Genomic DNA, 17,833 nt, shown 5'->3' on the forward strand with positions numbered 1-17,833 from the left:
ATGACTAAAACTGCTCAATCGGTATGGGAAAACTGTTTGTCCTTTATAAAGGATAATATTCAAGATCAAGCATACAAAACTTGGTTTGAACCAATCAAATCAGTTGAGCTAACCGATAACGCATTATACATTCAAGTTCCAAGTAAATTTTTCTACGAGTGGCTCGAAGAGCACTATGTAAAATTATTGAAAGTTGCGCTTACCAAAGAACTGGGAAAAAACGCAAAGTTACTCTATAAAATTAAAATGGAGAACACTTATGGTAACAAACAGCCGTTTACCGAGCAGCTGCCAAGTTCCAACAGAGTGCCGATGAAACCGCAAGAGGTTGATGCTCCGTTTAAAAACTTAAATCCTGAACTAAAAAATCCATTTGTAATTCCTGGAATTAGAAATTTAAAAATTGAGTCTCAGTTAAATCCGAACTACAGCTTTGATAATTTCTTAGAAGGAGATTCTAACCGTTTGGCTCGTTCTGCAGGTATGGCTGTTGCCAACAAACCTGGAGGAACTTCATTTAATCCGTTATTGATATTTGGAGGAGTTGGTTTAGGAAAAACACACTTAGCACATGCTATAGGTGTAGAAGTAAAAGATAAATATCCTGAAAAAACAGTTTTATATATTTCTGCTGAGATTTTTACACAGCAGTATATTGATTCGGTAAAAAAGAATAATCGTAATGATTTCATTCACTTTTACCAATTAATAGATGTTTTAATTATTGATGATGTTCAGTTCTTATCTGGAAAATCAGGTACGCAAGACGTGTTTTTCCATATTTTCAACTATTTACATCAAAATGGAAAACAAGTAATTTTAACTTCAGATAAAGCTCCTGTTGATATGCAGGATATTGAACAAAGATTATTGTCTCGTTTCAAATGGGGATTGTCTGCAGAATTGCATCAGCCTGATTACGAAACCCGTATCTCGATCTTAAAGAACATTTTATATCGTGATGGTGTTGAAATGCCAGAAGATATTTTAGAATATGTGGCTCGAAACATTAAAACAAATGTTCGAGAACTAGAAGGCGCCATTATTTCGTTAATTGCTCAATCTTCTTTCAACAAAAAAGAAGTTACAATCGAATTAGCGAAAAGCGTTGTAGAGAAATTTGTTAAAAACGTAAAAAGAGAAATCTCAATCGATTATATCCAAAAAATCGTTTCAGATTATTTCCAGTTAGATATTGAAACACTTCAATCGAAAACTCGAAAGAGGCATGTTGTGCAAGCAAGACAATTAGCAATGTTTTTTGCTAAAAAATTCACCAAAGCTTCTTTAGCCAATATCGGTTCACAAATTGGAGATCGTGATCACGCAACTGTTCTTCACGCTTGTAAAACAGTCGACAACTTAGTTTCTACAGACAAACAATTTAAAAAGTTTGTTGAAGACATCAATAAAAAACTAACGCTTTAAGTCGCATCATGCCTGTAAAAATCCTAATGGTTTGTTTGGGGAATATCTGTAGATCTCCCTTAGCAGAAGGAATTTTAGCTTCTAAATTACCTAAAGATAAATTCTTTGTTGATTCAGCCGGAACAGGTTCTTGGCACGTTGGCCATTGTCCTGACAAACGCTCGATCGAGGTTGCCAAAAAAAACGGTATCAATATCAGCGGACAAAAAGGCCGACAGTTTAAAACCAGTGATTTTGATGAATTTGATTACATATTTGTAATGGACAATTCAAATTTTAATGATGTAAATCATCTTGCTAAAAATCCTGAACACAAAAGCAAAGTTCATTTGATTCTAAATGAATTATTTCCCGACGAAAATGTAGACGTTCCAGATCCATACTTCGGTGCTACAAACGGATTTGAAAATGTTTATCAAATGCTGGACGAAGTAACGGACTTGATCGCCGAAAAACTAATCAAAAAACACGCTTAATTTAATTCAATTGTTTCAAAAATGAGATAATTGAATTTTTTAATTTTAAACATATACACATGAAACTTCTAGGAAAACTATATTTAATTCCAACTACAATGGGCGAAAGCGATCCGATGGATGTTTTACCTCAAACAGTTAAAAGAAGTATCGAACTTATAGACCACTATATCGTTGAAAACGATAAAACTGCCAGAAAATCAATTAAAGCGGTTTATCCCGAAAAAAAGCAATCCGAATTGGTGCTTTTTACTCTTAATAAACGTACTGAACCAAGTGAACATTTAGACTTTATCAAACCTTTATTAGAAGGGAAAAATATGGGTTTAATGAGCGAAGCAGGATGTCCAGGTGTCGCTGATCCTGGTGCTGTGATCGTAAAACTAGCACACGAAAAAGGAATTCAAGTTGTACCTTTGGTTGGACCATCTTCTATCCTACTGGCTATGATGGCTTCTGGAATGAATGGCCAGAGTTTTACTTTCAACGGATATTTGCCAATTGACAAAGACGAGAAAAAATCGGCATTGAGACATTTTGAGAAATTATCTTTTGATAAAAACCAATCACAGATTTTTATTGAGACTCCTTACAGAAACAACAAATTGGTTGAAGATATTTTGCAGATTGTAAGTCCGTCAACACATTTATGTATCGCCACAGATATTACACTGCCAACAGAATTCATTAAAACAATGAAAATTGCCGACTGGAAAAAACTGAAAGTTGATTTACATAATAGACCAACGATTTTTATTATTCATAAAATGTAAGTCAACATTTAAATCTCGTTATCATGAAAAAGTTTTTATTTCTGATTTTATTCTGTTTTGTCCAAAATATATTTTCTCAACACAAAGAATTTAAAAAGTCTCCAGATGATTTACGAGAAAATCTAAAAAATTACAAAGAAGAAGAAATAATTTTTGATGAAAATCATATCTATAATACTGCTGGATTAGAAATTCTTCCTACTTTTCCTGGAGGCAGAGTCAGATTTAATCAATTTATAGGTAAAAATTATAAAAAGTCCAGCAAACGACCAACTCTTCAAGGAAAAGTCTTTGCAACTTTTGTAATTGAGAAAAATGGCTCACTAAGCGATATAAAGATACTGAGAGATATTGGATCTTGGTCAGGAGATGAACTCATACGTGTTCTAAAATTATCTCCTAAATGGAAAGCTGGAAAACAAAATGGAAAAGAAGTCAGAACTTTATATTCAATTGTGGTACCCGTACAAATTTAAAGTGTGCAATTATTCATAAGTTTTTCTATAATCAAACTTCAAGCATGAGCAAACTCCCAAACGTAACCACAAGCATTTTCACGGTAATGTCAAAAATGGCAGCCGAATACAATGCGATAAATCTTTCGCAGGGATTTCCAAATTTTCCTGTAGATGAAAGATTAACAGATATAGTTGCAAGATTAGCGAATGAAAACGTTCACCAATATACTCCAATGGCAGGTTATCCTCCGTTGATGAATAAAATTGCCAAACTAATTCAAGATTCTTATAACAGAACAATTAATCCTGATTTAGAACTTTTAGTTACAGCGGGCGCTACGCAGGGTATTTTTACTTCAATTTTAGCTTTAGTAAAAGAAAATGATGAAGTAATTATTCTCGATCCAAGTTATGATTCTTATGAATCTCCTGTTTTACTTTGCAAAGCAAAACCAGTTCGAGTTGCCTTAAACGATGATTATACGCCGAATTGGGAAACGATAGAAAAAGCTTGTTCTGCAAAAAGCAGGATGATGATTATCAATAACCCGCATAATCCGACCGGAAAAATTTTAACTGAAAATGATTTTGTTCAGCTAAAAAACCTTCTCGAAAAATATCCAGACATTATCGTTTTATCTGATGAAGTTTACGAATATATTACTTTCGAAGAAAAACATATTTCTGCTCACACCAAAAATTTCCTTTTAGAACGTTGTGTAATGGTTTCCTCTTTCGGAAAATCATTTCATATAACAGGCTGGAAAATTGGTTATACCATTGCTCCAGAACATTTAATGAAAGAAATCAAAAAAGTGCATCAGTTTTTGGTTTTCAGCGTTAATAGTATTTCTCAATTTGCCATCAACGAATATTTAGACGTTGTCGATGTCAATCTTCTTGGAAAATTCTATCAAGAAAAAAGAGATTACTTTCAAAAATTACTTCAAAACAGCCGATTTGAATTAAAGCCCTGCGAAGGAACTTATTTTCAAGTCGCTTCATATGCCAATATTTCAAACGAAGACGATGTGAGCTTTTGCAAAAATCTAATCATTAACCATGGCGTTGCAGCAATTCCGATTTCGACTTTTTACTCTGACCATAAAGATCAAAAATTAATTCGGTTTTGTTTCGCCAAAGACGACTTTACGCTTGAATCTGCTGCAAAAAAATTATGCGAAATATAAAATTTTTCAAAATTTTATAACATTATTATGCGTGCATCCTATTTTATTTAACTAATATTGCAAAAAAAGAAAAAGTATGAGCTATACAGACAAAATGTTACGTGATGATGCTTTACAAGGCAAAGTCATTGTCGTTACAGGCGGCGGAAGTGGTTTAGGTAAAGCTATGACCAAATATTTTCTCGAATTAGGAGCTCAAGTAGCGATAACTTCTAGAGATCTAGAAAAGTTAAAAACTACAGCTGCCGAACTGGAAAGCCAAACTGGGGGCAAATGTCTTCCTTTGCAATGTGATGTTCGTCATTACGAAGAAGTAGAAAACATGCTTCAAGAAGTTTTAAAAGCTTTTGGAAAAGTGGATGTTCTTTTAAATAATGCAGCAGGAAATTTTATTTCGCCAACAGAAAGGTTGTCTGCTAATGCATTTGATACAGTTATAGATATTGTGTTGAAAGGTTCTAAAAACTGTACACTGGCGTTTGGAAAACACTGGATCGACACGAAACAAACTTCGGCAACGATTTTAAATATAGTAACTACTTATGCTTGGACAGGATCTGCTTACGTTGTTCCTAGCGCTACGGCAAAAGCAGGAGTTTTGGCAATGACAAGAAGTCTTGCTGTAGAATGGGCAAAATACGGAATCCGTTCTAATGCAATTGCTCCAGGGCCTTTCCCAACAAAAGGAGCTTGGGACAGATTACTGCCTGGAGATTTATCTGAAAAATTTGATATGGCTAAAAAAGTGCCATTGAAAAGAGTTGGTGATCATCAGGAATTAGCCAATTTAGCAGCTTATTTAGTATCTGATTTTTCAGCCTATATCAATGGAGATGTAATTACGATTGATGGAGGCGAGTGGTTGAAAGGCGCAGGCCAATTCAACTTATTAGAAGCAATTCCAGAAGAACTTTGGGATCAGCTTGAAATGATGATTAAAGCAAAAAAGAATAAATAATTACAAGTGCTTACTAAATTCAGAATATTTTTTTAAAACTATACTGATTGCACGAAATCCCGAAGGTTTACTTTCGGGATTTTTTTTAAAATAAAAACAAACATTTTAACCATATAAGTGATATAAGTTCAGTTAAGTACTGTTTTGCTTAAAAAATTTTCCGCTTAAATTTACTTATATTACTTATATGGTTTAAAACAGATAATATGTTTAGCGATTCAGTTAAATTATTATTTTTGCCAAACAAATATCAAACAAAAATTTTATGCTCATTATTGGAATTGCAGGAGGAACAGGAAGTGGAAAAACCACAGTAGTACACCAAATTATGAATGAATTGCCACACACCGAAGTTGGGGTGATTTCTCAAGATTCGTACTATAAAGAAACAACCAATTTGTCTTTTGACGAAAGAGCATTAATTAATTTTGACCACCCGCGCGCTATCGATTTTGAATTGTTAGAAAAACATTTAAAAGCTTTAAAAGCTGGAGAAACAATCGATCAGCCTGTTTATTCTTTTGTACAGCACAATAGAACAGATGACACGGTTTCAACTCATCCTCGAAAAGTGATGATTGTAGAAGGAATTCTTATTTTAACAAATCCAGAATTACGTGAAATGTTCGATATTAAAATCTTCGTTCACGCAGATTCTGATGAAAGATTAATTCGTCGTCTAAAAAGAGATATTTCAGAACGCGGACGTGATATTGACGAAGTTTTAAACCGTTACCAAACGACTTTAAAGCCTATGCACGAGCAATTTATCGAGCCGTCTAAAGCTTTTGCAGACATTATTATCCCTAATGACAAATACAATACAGTAGCAATTGATGTAGTTCGTGCAGTAATTAATCAGCGAATTTCATAATTTTTATCGTAAATTTAAACCATAATAATAAGGAGCTGTTTCCCGCTATTCGTTACAATCTTTTGTGTCTCGTTAAAGAAACGAGACACAAAAGGATTTTCACTGCTATCGGGGCTAAACAACACCAATCATATTCAAAACAATATTCGTTTAAAAATGAAATTAAAAAATCCATATAAAGACAAAAAATGGTTCAAATACCTTGGAAACAAATACGTTTGGGTTTTGCTGTTTTTTATTGTTTGGATGTTATTTTTAGACAATTACTCTTATTTTGATCATCGCTTTTTAGATCAGCAAATAAATGAACTTCAGGATAATAAAAAGTATTATCAGGAAGAAATCAAAAAAGATCAGGAACAGATCAAGCAATTAAAAAATCCAGAACAAATTGAGAAATACGCCCGTGAAAAGTATTTCATGAAAAAAGACAGCGAAGATATCTACATCATACAATTTGAAGGAGACACTATTCCAGAAAAAGAATAATCAAAAAAAATAAAATGGCCACTAACCTATTCGACGATTTTAATCCGATTTCATCCAAACAATGGAAACAAAAAATTCAGTTTGAATTAGATGGAGCCGATTATAATCAAACTGTTATTTGGAATTCGCCAGAAGATATTCAGGTAAAACCTTTCTATCACAACGATGAATTCACCAAAGCAGCTAATGTAAATACTCAGGCATCAGATTTTAAAATCTGCCAGAATATCTTTGTTTATGATGTCGATAAATCTATCGAACGAGCTTTAAACACATTACAAAGAGGTGCAGAGAGTCTTCGTTTTACTATAGAAAATGACAAAATTGATATTCAAAAATTACTAGAGGATCTTCCTTTAGAAAACAAAATCGTTTACTTTAATTTCAATTTTATCTCAATCGATTTCGTTAAAAAATTAGATACAATTTCAATCCAAAAAAAGGCTTATTTTTATTGCAATTTTGATCCTATTGGACAATTAGCACGCGACGGAAATTGGTTTACAACTTCAGAGAAAAATAATTTTGAAACTTTAGATTTACTATTTAAAAATACAACCAACTTAAATCTCTTAAGCGTAGATGTAGGTTTATATCAAAATTCGGGTGCAAATATTACCCAGCAGATTGCATACAGTCTAGCGCATGCTAACGAATACCTGAATCGTTTTTCTGAATTAACGAAACCAATTGTTTTTCAAATCTCTGTTGGAACCAATTATTTCTTCGAAATTGCAAAACTTCGCGCACTTAGAATGCTTTTCGATTTAATAGCTAAAGAATACAATTCTAAAATAAAATGCCATTTTTTGGTAACGCCGACAAAACGAAATAAAACGATTTACGATTATAATGTTAACATGCTTCGTACAACAACAGAATGCATGTCGGCAATTTTAGGAGGTGCAGATGCAATTGCTAATTTGCCATACGATGCCTTGTATCACAAAGACAATGAATTTGGAGACCGCATCGCCAGAAACCAGCTTTTGATTTTAAAACACGAAAGCTATTTTGACAAAGTAAATAATCCAGCTGATGGAAGTTATTATATCGAAAGTTTAACGATGCAGCTCGCCGAAAAAGCTTTAACCTTGTTTAAAGATGTTGAAGCTAATGGAGGTTTCTTGAAGCTTTTAAATGATGGAACAATCAAAAAGAAAATTCAGGAAAGCGCCAATAAAGAACAGGAATTATTTGATTCTAAAAAGGAAATTCTTTTAGGAACAAATAAATATCCGAACAAAGAAGACAGAATGAAGCATGATTTAGAACTGTTCCCTTTTGTCAAAATCAAACCAAGAAAAACATTAATTACGCCCATAATCGAAAAAAGACTTTCAGAAAAAATGGAACAGGAACGATTAGAACAAGAATAAGATGGGAATTTATTTTGTTATCTTTTGGATATTATCATTAGTGATGGTAGTCACTTGTCTAATTTTTTTCATAATCGGAATTACATATAAAAACTATAAACAGATTTTGATAGCACTCACAACAATGCTTTTAGCTATATTATTTTACTTCTTACCATATTATTTGATAATGAAAGACGTAATTAAAGCTCTCAAAAGACTTCATTAGTCATACAATACAAAATGAGAAAAGACCTTAAACATATAAAGTTGGAAGTTAAAAGTGAAGAGCTAAGCGAACCAACGCATAACCCAGAAGACTTAGAACAAAACTTCACTACTGCGGAAGGAATTGAGATTAAAAAAACTTATTCTGAAAAGGATATCGAAGATTTAGAATTTCTTGATTTCGGAGCTGGTTTTGCACCTAATTTACGCGGTCCATATGCAACAATGTATGTACGACGCCCGTGGACGATACGTCAATATGCTGGATTTTCTACTGCGGAAGAAAGTAACGCTTTTTACAGAAAGAATTTAGCAGCAGGTCAAAAAGGACTTTCAATAGCTTTTGATTTACCTACACACCGCGGGTACGATTCTGACCATGAAAGAGTTGTGGGTGACGTTGGAAAAGCCGGCGTTGCAATAGATTCTGTTGAAGATATGAAAGTGCTTTTTGACCAGATTCCACTTGATGAAATGTCGGTTTCAATGACGATGAATGGAGCCGTTTTACCCATTATGGCTTTTTATATTGTCGCTGCAGAAGAACAAGGGGTTGCTCCAGAAAAATTGGCAGGAACAATTCAAAATGATATTTTGAAAGAGTTCATGGTACGAAACACCTATATCTACCCTCCTGCTCCTTCGATGAAAATAATTGCTGATATTTTTGAATTTACTAGCAAAAAAATGCCAAAATTCAATTCTATCTCTATTTCTGGTTATCATATGCAGGAAGCTGGAGCCACTGCCGATATTGAATTGGCCTACACTTTAGCAGATGGTTTAGAATACATTCGAACAGGATTATCAACAGGAATGACAATTGATGAATTTGCTCCGAGGCTATCTTTCTTTTGGGCAATCGGGATGAACCATTTTATGGAAATTGCAAAAATGAGAGCCGGCCGAATGATCTGGGCAAAATTGTTACAGCAGTTTAATCCGAAAAGTGACAAATCTTTGGCTTTAAGAACACACTGTCAAACTAGCGGCTGGAGTTTAACCGAACAAGATCCGTTTAATAATGTTGCCCGAACTTGTATTGAAGCTGCTGCAGCCGTTTTTGGAGGCACACAATCGCTTCATACCAATGCCTTAGATGAGGCAATTGCGCTTCCAACAGATTTCTCCGCAAGAATTGCTCGTAATACTCAAATTTTTCTTCAGGAGGAAACTAAGATTACTAAAACAGTTGATCCGTGGGCTGGAAGTTATTATGTGGAAAGTTTAACTAATGACATCACAGAAAAAACTTGGAAATTAATTGAGGAAGTTGAGGAATTAGGCGGCATGACTAAGGCAATTGAAGCTGGAATTCCCAAACTTCGAATTGAAGAAGCCGCCGCAAGAAAACAAGCGCGTATCGACAGCGGACAGGATATTATTGTGGGTGTGAATCAATATCGATTGGAAAAAGAAGATCCGTTAGATATTTTGGATGTTGATAACCAATTGGTTCGAAAACAGCAGGTCGAACGATTAGAAGAAATAAAAAGAACAAGGAATACGGAAAAAGTAAATAATTCACTAGAAAAACTAATCCTTTGTGCACAAACAGGACAGGGAAACTTATTAGAAAATGCAATTGAAGCCGCTAGAAACAGAGCAACATTGGGCGAAATTAGTAATGCATTGGAAACTGTTTTTGGTCGGTTTAAAGCACAAATCAAATCTTTTAGCGGTGTGTATAGTGCAGCAATAAAAAATGACGAAAATTTTGAGCGGGCAAAACAACTAGCTGATGTTTTTGCTAAACAAGAAGGTAGACGACCTAGAATTATGATTGCAAAAATGGGTCAGGACGGCCACGACCGAGGTGCAAAAGTAGTCGCAACAGGTTATGCCGATGTTGGTTTTGACGTTGATATTGGTCCGTTATTTCAAACTCCAGCTGAAGCAGCGAAACAAGCTGTAGAAAATGATGTGCATATTTTAGGAGTTTCTTCACTTGCAGCCGGTCATAAAACATTGGTCCCGCAGGTTATAGAAGAATTAAAAAAACATGGCCGTGATGATATTATGGTAATTGTAGGCGGTGTTATTCCGTCTCAGGACTATCAATTTTTGTTTGATGCGGGAGCTGCTGCCGTGTTTGGTCCTGGAACTAAAATCAGTGAAGCTGCTATTAAAATCTTGGAGGCCTTGATTGAGTAAGTTTTTTAGTCTCAGTCTCGGTTTTCAGTTATTAGGGGATGTTGATGAAAAAATTCTTAAGGTTTTATAGTATTACTTAAGGCTGATTGAAGAGATAAAAATAGAAAAAGAGGTTGTTTCACAATTATGAAATAACCTCTTTTAATTTAGTCGTTAACTGTTGCGTTACTATCTGCTTCTATAAAAGAAAGATCGTAACCTGCAAAATCTCTCATATAACTTTTCAAAGAAGTTCCGAAAGCATCTCTAAAATGTCTGCTTCCTTTGTTTTTGAAAAAATTCTTTACAGAACCTGCACCGCCTAAATGGGCTGCAGCTAAAATTCCAGATTCGGTAATTTCAATACCGCTGATGATTTTGCCTTCATACTTTTCAATTTCATTGCGTAAAATCCATTTGTTTTTGGCCAATAAAGCCATGAAAGCTTTTTCTTGTAGGGCAGGATCTTTTAAAAAGGCTTTATTATCATTAATTCCGATTGCTCTTAAAGCTTTAGAACCAAATTGATATTTACCCATGTAACCAAGAGAATTTACTAATCTGTATTTCCCTTGAGATTCTTTAAAAGCAACTGCTTCTTTAAAACCTATTAGATGATTTCCTGTGTATGGGACGTTGGTGTTTGGATAATCATCCTTTTCTTTAGATGGAAAAATATATTCTGATCCATCTGTTTTTTCAATTGAAAACCAAGGTTTGGTTTCGTGGTTAGAGGGAATAAATCCCAAACTTAAAAATGTAATAATAACGACTAAACTCGCATAAAAATACCATTTCTTTATCATAAATTGTTTTTCTTCAAGACTCTGTCACCCTCTTGAAATTTCTACGGTGCAAAGATAAGGCATTTTAAAAATATGCTATAAATCAACGTTTTAACATTTTTATCAAAAAACTCAAAATTGCTTTCGTCCCAGTTATAATAATGGATTCCAAAAGTTTTATCGAGTGATTTTTTACCTTCATAAATTGAATTTTAAGCTCAAAAAAAATCAAATTTTATATTAATTTTAAGTAAAAAAGGCTAAAAAGAAAGAAATAGATTACAATTATTTACTAGTTCTTATCCAAATTTTGAAAACTACTTTTTGAATTTTATAAAATTTTACATTAAAAAATGTTTATTTCTTTACTAAACAGAACAAAAAAATGGTCAAAATAGTAATTTGATATTTCTAAGTTCGAAATCACTTTTTCAATCAAAAATTACAAACAAAAAAACCGAAGTAAATTTACTTCGGTTTTTGAATACTTTAAAAAATGTAAATTATCTTGTTACACCCTGACTAGCGATCCAGTCAGAATATTTCTTTGCATTTACATTATGTTCTGCCAATGTTGCCGCAAATTCATGATATCCGAAACGCTCTACACTTGCACAGAAATAAATATAATCGTTTTTCTCTGGATTTAAAACTGCTTCTAACGCTGTAATATCAGGCATAGCGATTGGTCCTGGAGGAAGTCCTTTATTTACATAAGTATTATACGGAGATCTCATTACCAAATCGTTATAAAAAACTCTTTTAATAACTTGATCAAAATTATTGTCTCTTAATTTCAATGCATAAATAACAGTTGGATCTGCCTGTAATGGCATTTCTAGACGAAGTCGGTTTAAGTAAACACCAGCAATACGCGGTCTTTCATCTTTTTTAACTGACTCTTTATGAACAATAGATGCCAAAATCGTAGCTTGAACAGGAGTTAATCCTTGCGCTTTTGCTTTAGCAATTCTATCAGCTGTCCAGAAATTATTGTATTCCTTAATCATTTTATCACGAAACTTCTCTGCCGAAGTATTCCAATAGATTTCATAAGTATTTGGAATAAACATGGCAAAAACATTATCTTCATTAAAACCATTTGCTGCTAAGAAAGTAGAATCTTTTATGGCTTTTAATAATGATAAACTGTCTGCTTCTATTTCTGAACCAATTCTTCCGGCAAAATTCTCTAAACGTTCTTGATTATTAAAAACCAATTTCACTGGAATATTAGAACGCATTGCTCGTACTAGATCAATATTGTTCATGTCTTTCTTTAAAAGAAAACGTCCAGATTTTACATTTTCTGGATAATCTCTCTTTTCGGCAACCATTTCAAAATTGTCGAAATTTTTGATGTAAGGCGATAATATCTTTTTTACATCAGCATAAGTTGCATCTGTAGGTACATATACATATAATTCTTTTTCTTCAAACTTAGTATTAGAACTAAAAATTTTACTGATTAAAATAAAACCATAAATCATTAAGACTGAAATTACGGCTACGGCACTTATTGTGATAATTTTTTTTAGAGTCAAAGCTTAAAATTTAAATTTGTTTATTAATTAATTGAAAAATTGCTTCATCTTGATAGTGGTTATGATACAAGATCCAATCTTTCTTTATTCCGATTTTCTTAAAACCAAATTTAGTAAAAAGTGCAAGACTAGCTACATTTTGTACACCAATATTTGCATACAATTGATGGAGATTTAAATTATAAAAGGAATACTTTATTAAAAGTTCTAGAGCCTCAGAACCAATATTTTTTCCTTGATTTTCTTCTTTCTGAATAACAATCCCAATTCCTGCCCTATTATTTCTAGGATCAAAATCAAATAAATCAATTAATCCAACAGCAGGAAAATCTTCATCCTGACAGATTGCCAAACGAAGTTGTTTTGCTTCATAAATATCTTGATGGGCATTTTCTAAATATTGTTTAATCAAAAAACGGCTGTAAGGCGTTTGCGTATTGCTAACTTCCCAGATATTCTCATCATTTTCTATCGAATAGATGAACTCTAAATCTTGAGGCTCAAGTGCACGCAGATAAATGGAATCTCCTTTTAATGTTATCATTTACAATTTTAGATTTTAGAATGTCGATTGGAATTTGGGATTTAAAAAATTGGTATTTATTATATTAAATCTCGATTGTTCCTTTAAAAACAAATTTTGCAGGTCCGGTTAAGAAAACATTTGTGTAACCATCATTTTCTTTATCAAAAGAAACGACAAGTTTTCCACCTTCAACATTTAAATTAATTGAGGTTTTATCTGTTTCGCCAATTGCATTCATCGCTATTGCAACTGCAGTTGCTCCCGTTCCACATGCCAATGTTTCGTCTTCAACACCTCTTTCATACGTTCTCAAAGAAAAAGTATCATTATCAACTTTTTTTACAAAATTGATGTTGCTGCCTTTTTCTCCGTATAATTCTCCATAACGAATTGCTGCGCCATTTTCTTTTACATTATAGTGTTCCAAATCGTCTACAATTTGAACATGATGTGGCGATCCAGTATTTAAGAACGTATAAGAATCTTTTTTCTGTATTTCGTTAACGTCAATCATCTGCAAGGAAACAATAGAATCATCATTAACAGAAGCATGGTGTAATCCGTCAGTGGCAATAAAAGTTGTTTTGTCATCAATTACTCCCAACTGATTGGCAAAAGCAACGAGACAACGCCCACCATTGCCGCACATGGAGCTTTGATTTCCATCGGAATTATAATAAACCATTCTAAAATCGGTTTCAGAGTCATTTTCAAGCAGAATCAATCCATCAGCTCCAACCCCTAAACGTCTGTCGCACAAGCGTTCAATAAGTTTAACATCTTCTTTTGGAAAGAAATTTGAACGATTATCAATCATTACAAAATCGTTCCCGGTTCCTTGATATTTATAAAATTCTATTTGCATTTTTTAGTCATTAGAAATACAAAAGTACAAACTATTAATTAATGAAATGTTAATCATTGTTAAAGAGAGTTAAACCGTTTTTACAAATAATTTTTTGAAGTAATTTTACGTTAAATAACATGAACATAAATTCTAATAACTTTAATTACAAATTCTAATATGAAAAGATTTTCAGCCTTATTTTTAGTGTCATTATTAAGTGGTGCTATTACTCTTGGTGCTTACAAGTTATTATTTGAAAGCAACAATTCTTTTTTTGGAAAAGGAAATTCTGTTGTTACTCTTGCCCCCAATTCATTTGGAAAAAATGTTGGTTTAGCAGGTGAAACAGTAGATTTTACCGAAGCCGCAGACAAAACTATCCATACCGTTGTTCACGTAAAAAATGTTTCTAGAAGAACCGTTAGTAATCCGATGCTTGAATTTTTCTATGGTTACGGAGGACAGCAGCAACAAGAACAAGTTGGTACTGGTTCTGGTGTAATTATTTCCGAAGATGGATACATTGTAACCAACAATCACGTTATTAAAGATGCTACGGAAATCGAAATTACTTTAAACAATAAAAAATCATATAAAGCGAAGTTAATCGGTACAGATTCAAAAATGGATATAGCACTTTTGAAAATCAATGCCGATGAAAAACTTCCTTACACCGCTTTCGCAAATTCAGACAGCGTAAAAGTTGGAGAATGGGTATTGGCAGTTGGAAATCCATATAACTTAACTTCTACAGTAACTGCTGGTATTGTTTCGGCGAAAGCCAGAAATTTAGATCAAAGCGGCATTCAATCATTTATCCAGACAGATGCGGCAGTTAATCCAGGAAATAGCGGTGGAGCGTTAGTTAATGCGAGAGGCGAACTAATTGGAATTAATACCATGATTTCCTCAATGACTGGTTCTTATGTAGGATATTCTTTTGCTGTACCTTCTAATATCGCTCGAAAAATAATCGAGGATATTATGGAATATGGAAATGTGCAAAGAGGAATTTTAGGAGTTGAAGGTGGTGAACTAAATAGTACCGCATCTAAAGAATTAGGTATTACAGAAACTCAAGGATTCTACATTAATAGAGTAACCAAAAATTCTGGCGCAGAAAAAGCAGGCTTAGGCAAAGGCGATATTATTGTAAAGCTAGATGATCAAAATATTTCTACATATGCAGATTTATCAGGTTACATTAATACCAAACGCCCAAATGATGTAGTAAAAGTAACGTATATTAAAGATGGAAAAACTAAAACTGTTCCAGTAACTTTAAGTAAAAATGAATTTTACAGCGCCGAGTTTAAAGGAATTGAATTAGAAAATATCGATGCTGCAGACAAGAAAAAATTCAGAATTGATTATGGTGTTAAGATTAAAAATATTACAAATGAGAATTTAATGCAGTATCAAAATGAACTACAAGGTAATATCATTTTAAGTATTGATAATGTTAAAGCAACAAATGTTGAAACAGTTTCGAAACTCTTAAGTAAAAAAGACGAAGGCCAAAGTGTTCGAATTGAAATGATCAACAGAAACGGAGAAATTTTTAGAATTATAATTTAAGTCACAGTACTCAGTCCCAGTTTACAGTTTTTACAACTGAACACTGTGACTGAGACTGAAAACTAAAAAAGCCATCTTAGTAAATTTAAGATGGCTTTTTTATTTTTTAAAATAAATGCTAAAATAGTTTACGAAATCGATTGAAATAGATACTTTTGCGCCAAATTATAAAATAAGTGAGCGTTTTATTATTTCAATTTAATCTATTATGAACAACAAATCTTTGTACCAAAAAGAGGTATCATTACAGGTCGACCGAAGAAGAGCTGGAGTCGAATTAATTAAAATCATAAGTGATTTATGGTATGACAAATCGGTAGAAATGGTTTTATTTAAAAACCAACTGCTAGACAAAAATGTCAGCGATATTATTAACCTTCATCAATATGCGGGTGAATTTGTTGGAAAACCAATCACCATATTTGATTCTGTAGAAATTGCAAAAGTCGTTTTATCTTTAGACCTGCCACCGGCAAAAATAGATCTTGGAAAACTAACCTACGAATATCGCTTAGAGGACGAAAAATATCCAGATGCAAGGTATTTTGTGATGGATAAATTGAAGAAAGCCAAATCATCAAAAGAAATTCAACCGAAAGATGTGGTTTTATATGGCTTCGGAAGGATAGGACGTTTATTAGCAAGAGAATTAATGTCTAAAACTGGGAAAGGAAATCAGCTGCGTCTGCGAGCAATTGTAACCCGTGATAAAAATGATGCCACAAGTTTAGAGAAACGTGCTTCTTTACTGCGTTATGATTCTATCCATGGCGATTTTCACGGATCTGTTATTGCCGATCCAAAAAATAACTCTCTAATTATCAACGGAACTACAGTTCATATCATAACGGCAAATTCTCCTGAAGAAATTGATTATACGCAATACGAAATTAATGATGCTTTACTAATTGACAATACTGGAGCCTTTACTACTGAAGAAACTTTAAAAAGACATTTAAAATCAAATGGGGTTGAAAAAGTTTTACTAACGGCACCAGGAAAAGGAGTTCCAAATATTGTTTACGGAGTAAATCAAAATGAATACAATCCTGATGAAGTGGATATTTTTTCTGCAGCATCTTGTACAACTAACGCCATTACTCCAGTTTTGAAAGTCATTGAAGATACTTTAGGAGTTACTAAAGGCCATTTAGAAACCATTCATGCTTATACAAATGATCAGAATCTAGTTGATAATATGCACAAAAAATACCGTCGCGGAAGAGCTGCTGCGTTAAATATGGTAATTACTGAAACTGGAGCTGGTAGTGCTGTTGCAAAAGCTTTGCCCTCCTTGGAAGGAAAATTAACTTCAAATGCGATTAGAGTTCCTGTTCCAAATGGATCTTTGGTTGTTTTAAATTTAGAAGTTAAAAAAGCGACATCAATTGCTGGCATTAATAAAATAATGAAGAAATATGCTCTTGAGGGAGAATTGGTAGAACAAATTAAATATTCTTTAAATAATGAATTAGTTTCATCTGACATTGTTGGAACTTCTGCTCCATCCATTTATGACAGCAATGCAACAATTGTATCAAAGGATGGAAAAAATATCGTGTTATATATTTGGTATGATAACGAATATGGATACAGCCATCAAGTAATTCGTTTAGCAAAATATATTGCCAAAGTAAGACGTTATACGTATTATTAATTCAACCAAACTAACTATTTTTTAAAGCCATCAAGATTTCTTGGTGGTTTTTTCTTTAATCAAATTGGCAAAACTGTTGTGCTTTTTACTTCAGAAATTACAAAAACAGTATTAATCAAAGAAACTTCAGGCAAAACAGATAATTTTTTTTGATGGAAATGGTGATAACTTTCCATATCTGGAATAATGATTTTAAGCATATAGTCGAAATTTCCAGAAACATAATTACACTCCACAACTTCGGGTAAATTTAAAATCGATTGATTAAACCCTTCAGATGTATCATAAGTCTGTTTAGTAAGTGTGACCTGGCAGTAAACCGTTAAGTTGTTTCCCAACTTTTTCTTGTCTAAAATAGTAACATATTTTTCTATAATACCATCTTTCTCAAGACGTTTCACTCTATCATGAACAGGAGTTAGCGACAAGTTTATTTTGTTTGCAATGTCTTTTAAAGTGTAATGTGCATCTTCTTGAAGAAGACGTAAGATTTTTTTGTCAATTTCATCTAAAGCCATAGCGAAAACGTTT

17 protein-coding genes are annotated in these 17,833 nt (G+C 33.1%); 12 read left to right on the plus strand and 5 right to left on the minus strand.

All coding sequences use genetic code 11. The annotated features are described in order from the left end of the window. From dnaA to scpA, 10 genes are all read left to right on the plus strand, one after another. Positions 1 to 1,428, plus strand: a complete 1,428-nt coding sequence (dnaA, locus tag QMG60_RS00005) for a chromosomal replication initiator protein DnaA (RefSeq protein WP_057116951.1) — start codon at positions 1 to 3, stop codon at positions 1,426 to 1,428. A gap of 8 nt (positions 1,429 to 1,436) precedes the next feature. Then, the gene (locus QMG60_RS00010) at positions 1,437 to 1,904 is read left to right on the plus strand and encodes a low molecular weight protein-tyrosine-phosphatase (RefSeq protein ID WP_281866474.1); all 468 of its coding nucleotides are present in this window, start codon (positions 1,437 to 1,439) and stop codon (positions 1,902 to 1,904) included. A 59-nt stretch (positions 1,905 to 1,963) separates the two neighbouring features. Further along, the gene (locus QMG60_RS00015) at positions 1,964 to 2,677 is read left to right on the plus strand and encodes an SAM-dependent methyltransferase (RefSeq protein ID WP_113676235.1); all 714 of its coding nucleotides are present in this window, start codon (positions 1,964 to 1,966) and stop codon (positions 2,675 to 2,677) included. 23 nt (positions 2,678 to 2,700) lie between these two features. Further along, positions 2,701 to 3,153 carry an energy transducer TonB gene (locus QMG60_RS00020; protein ID WP_281866475.1) on the plus strand — a complete coding sequence of 151 codons (453 nt, stop codon included), beginning with the start codon at positions 2,701 to 2,703 and terminating at the stop codon, positions 3,151 to 3,153. Positions 3,154 to 3,197: 44 nt separating this feature from the next. Continuing rightward, on the plus strand, positions 3,198 to 4,325 hold the full coding sequence (locus QMG60_RS00025; RefSeq protein ID WP_281866476.1) for a methionine aminotransferase: 1,128 nt from the start codon (positions 3,198 to 3,200) through the stop codon (positions 4,323 to 4,325). Between the two features lie 76 nt (positions 4,326 to 4,401). Beyond that, positions 4,402 to 5,283, plus strand: a complete 882-nt coding sequence (locus tag QMG60_RS00030; protein ID WP_166669273.1) for an SDR family oxidoreductase — start codon at positions 4,402 to 4,404, stop codon at positions 5,281 to 5,283. Positions 5,284 to 5,548: 265 nt separating this feature from the next. After that, positions 5,549 to 6,157, plus strand: coding sequence for a uridine kinase (gene udk, locus QMG60_RS00035; RefSeq protein WP_057116957.1), 609 nt, complete (start codon positions 5,549 to 5,551; stop codon positions 6,155 to 6,157). A 156-nt stretch (positions 6,158 to 6,313) separates the two neighbouring features. Beyond that, complete coding sequence (locus tag QMG60_RS00040) at positions 6,314 to 6,646, plus strand: septum formation initiator family protein (RefSeq protein ID WP_057116958.1); 333 nt, start codon at positions 6,314 to 6,316, stop codon at positions 6,644 to 6,646. A gap of 14 nt (positions 6,647 to 6,660) precedes the next feature. Then, positions 6,661 to 8,025 (plus strand): methylmalonyl-CoA mutase subunit beta, encoded by a 1,365-nt coding sequence (locus QMG60_RS00045; RefSeq protein ID WP_281866477.1) that lies wholly within the window; start codon positions 6,661 to 6,663, stop codon positions 8,023 to 8,025. A gap of 222 nt (positions 8,026 to 8,247) precedes the next feature. Continuing rightward, a complete protein-coding gene (gene scpA / locus QMG60_RS00050) occupies positions 8,248 to 10,386 on the plus strand; it encodes a methylmalonyl-CoA mutase (protein WP_281866478.1) in 2,139 nt (712 codons plus the stop codon). Positions 10,387 to 10,532: 146 nt separating this feature from the next. On the opposite strand, the gene QMG60_RS00055 is transcribed toward scpA, so the two are convergent. The 4 genes from QMG60_RS00055 to dapF form a co-directional block, all read right to left on the minus strand. Then, positions 10,533 to 11,171 carry a hypothetical protein gene (locus QMG60_RS00055; RefSeq protein WP_057116961.1) on the minus strand — a complete coding sequence of 213 codons (639 nt, stop codon included), beginning with the start codon at positions 11,169 to 11,171 and terminating at the stop codon, positions 10,533 to 10,535. Positions 11,172 to 11,653: 482 nt separating this feature from the next. Continuing rightward, complete coding sequence (mltG, locus tag QMG60_RS00060) at positions 11,654 to 12,694, minus strand: endolytic transglycosylase MltG (protein WP_281866480.1); 1,041 nt, start codon at positions 12,692 to 12,694, stop codon at positions 11,654 to 11,656. A gap of 10 nt (positions 12,695 to 12,704) precedes the next feature. Next, on the minus strand, positions 12,705 to 13,238 hold the full coding sequence (locus tag QMG60_RS00065) for a GNAT family protein (protein WP_057116963.1): 534 nt from the start codon (positions 13,236 to 13,238) through the stop codon (positions 12,705 to 12,707). Positions 13,239 to 13,302: 64 nt separating this feature from the next. Next, positions 13,303 to 14,085, minus strand: coding sequence for a diaminopimelate epimerase (gene dapF / locus QMG60_RS00070; RefSeq protein WP_281866481.1), 783 nt, complete (start codon positions 14,083 to 14,085; stop codon positions 13,303 to 13,305). Positions 14,086 to 14,244: 159 nt separating this feature from the next. Here dapF and QMG60_RS00075 point away from each other — a divergent pair, with 159 nt between their 5' ends. Beyond that, the gene (locus tag QMG60_RS00075) at positions 14,245 to 15,645 is read left to right on the plus strand and encodes a Do family serine endopeptidase (protein ID WP_281866482.1); all 1,401 of its coding nucleotides are present in this window, start codon (positions 14,245 to 14,247) and stop codon (positions 15,643 to 15,645) included. A 208-nt stretch (positions 15,646 to 15,853) separates the two neighbouring features. Beyond that, positions 15,854 to 17,302 (plus strand): glyceraldehyde-3-phosphate dehydrogenase, encoded by a 1,449-nt coding sequence (locus QMG60_RS00080; RefSeq protein WP_281866483.1) that lies wholly within the window; start codon positions 15,854 to 15,856, stop codon positions 17,300 to 17,302. A 59-nt stretch (positions 17,303 to 17,361) separates the two neighbouring features. Here the strand turns inward: QMG60_RS00080 and QMG60_RS00085 are convergent, their stop codons facing one another. Continuing rightward, positions 17,362 to 17,820: an Lrp/AsnC family transcriptional regulator gene (locus tag QMG60_RS00085; RefSeq protein WP_053474073.1), complete on the minus strand. Its 459-nt coding sequence runs from the start codon at positions 17,818 to 17,820 to the stop codon at positions 17,362 to 17,364. Between the last annotated feature and the right edge of the window lie 13 nt (positions 17,821 to 17,833).

This window comes from Flavobacterium sp. GSB-24 (genome assembly GCF_027924665.1).
Taxonomy (GTDB): domain Bacteria; phylum Bacteroidota; class Bacteroidia; order Flavobacteriales; family Flavobacteriaceae; genus Flavobacterium.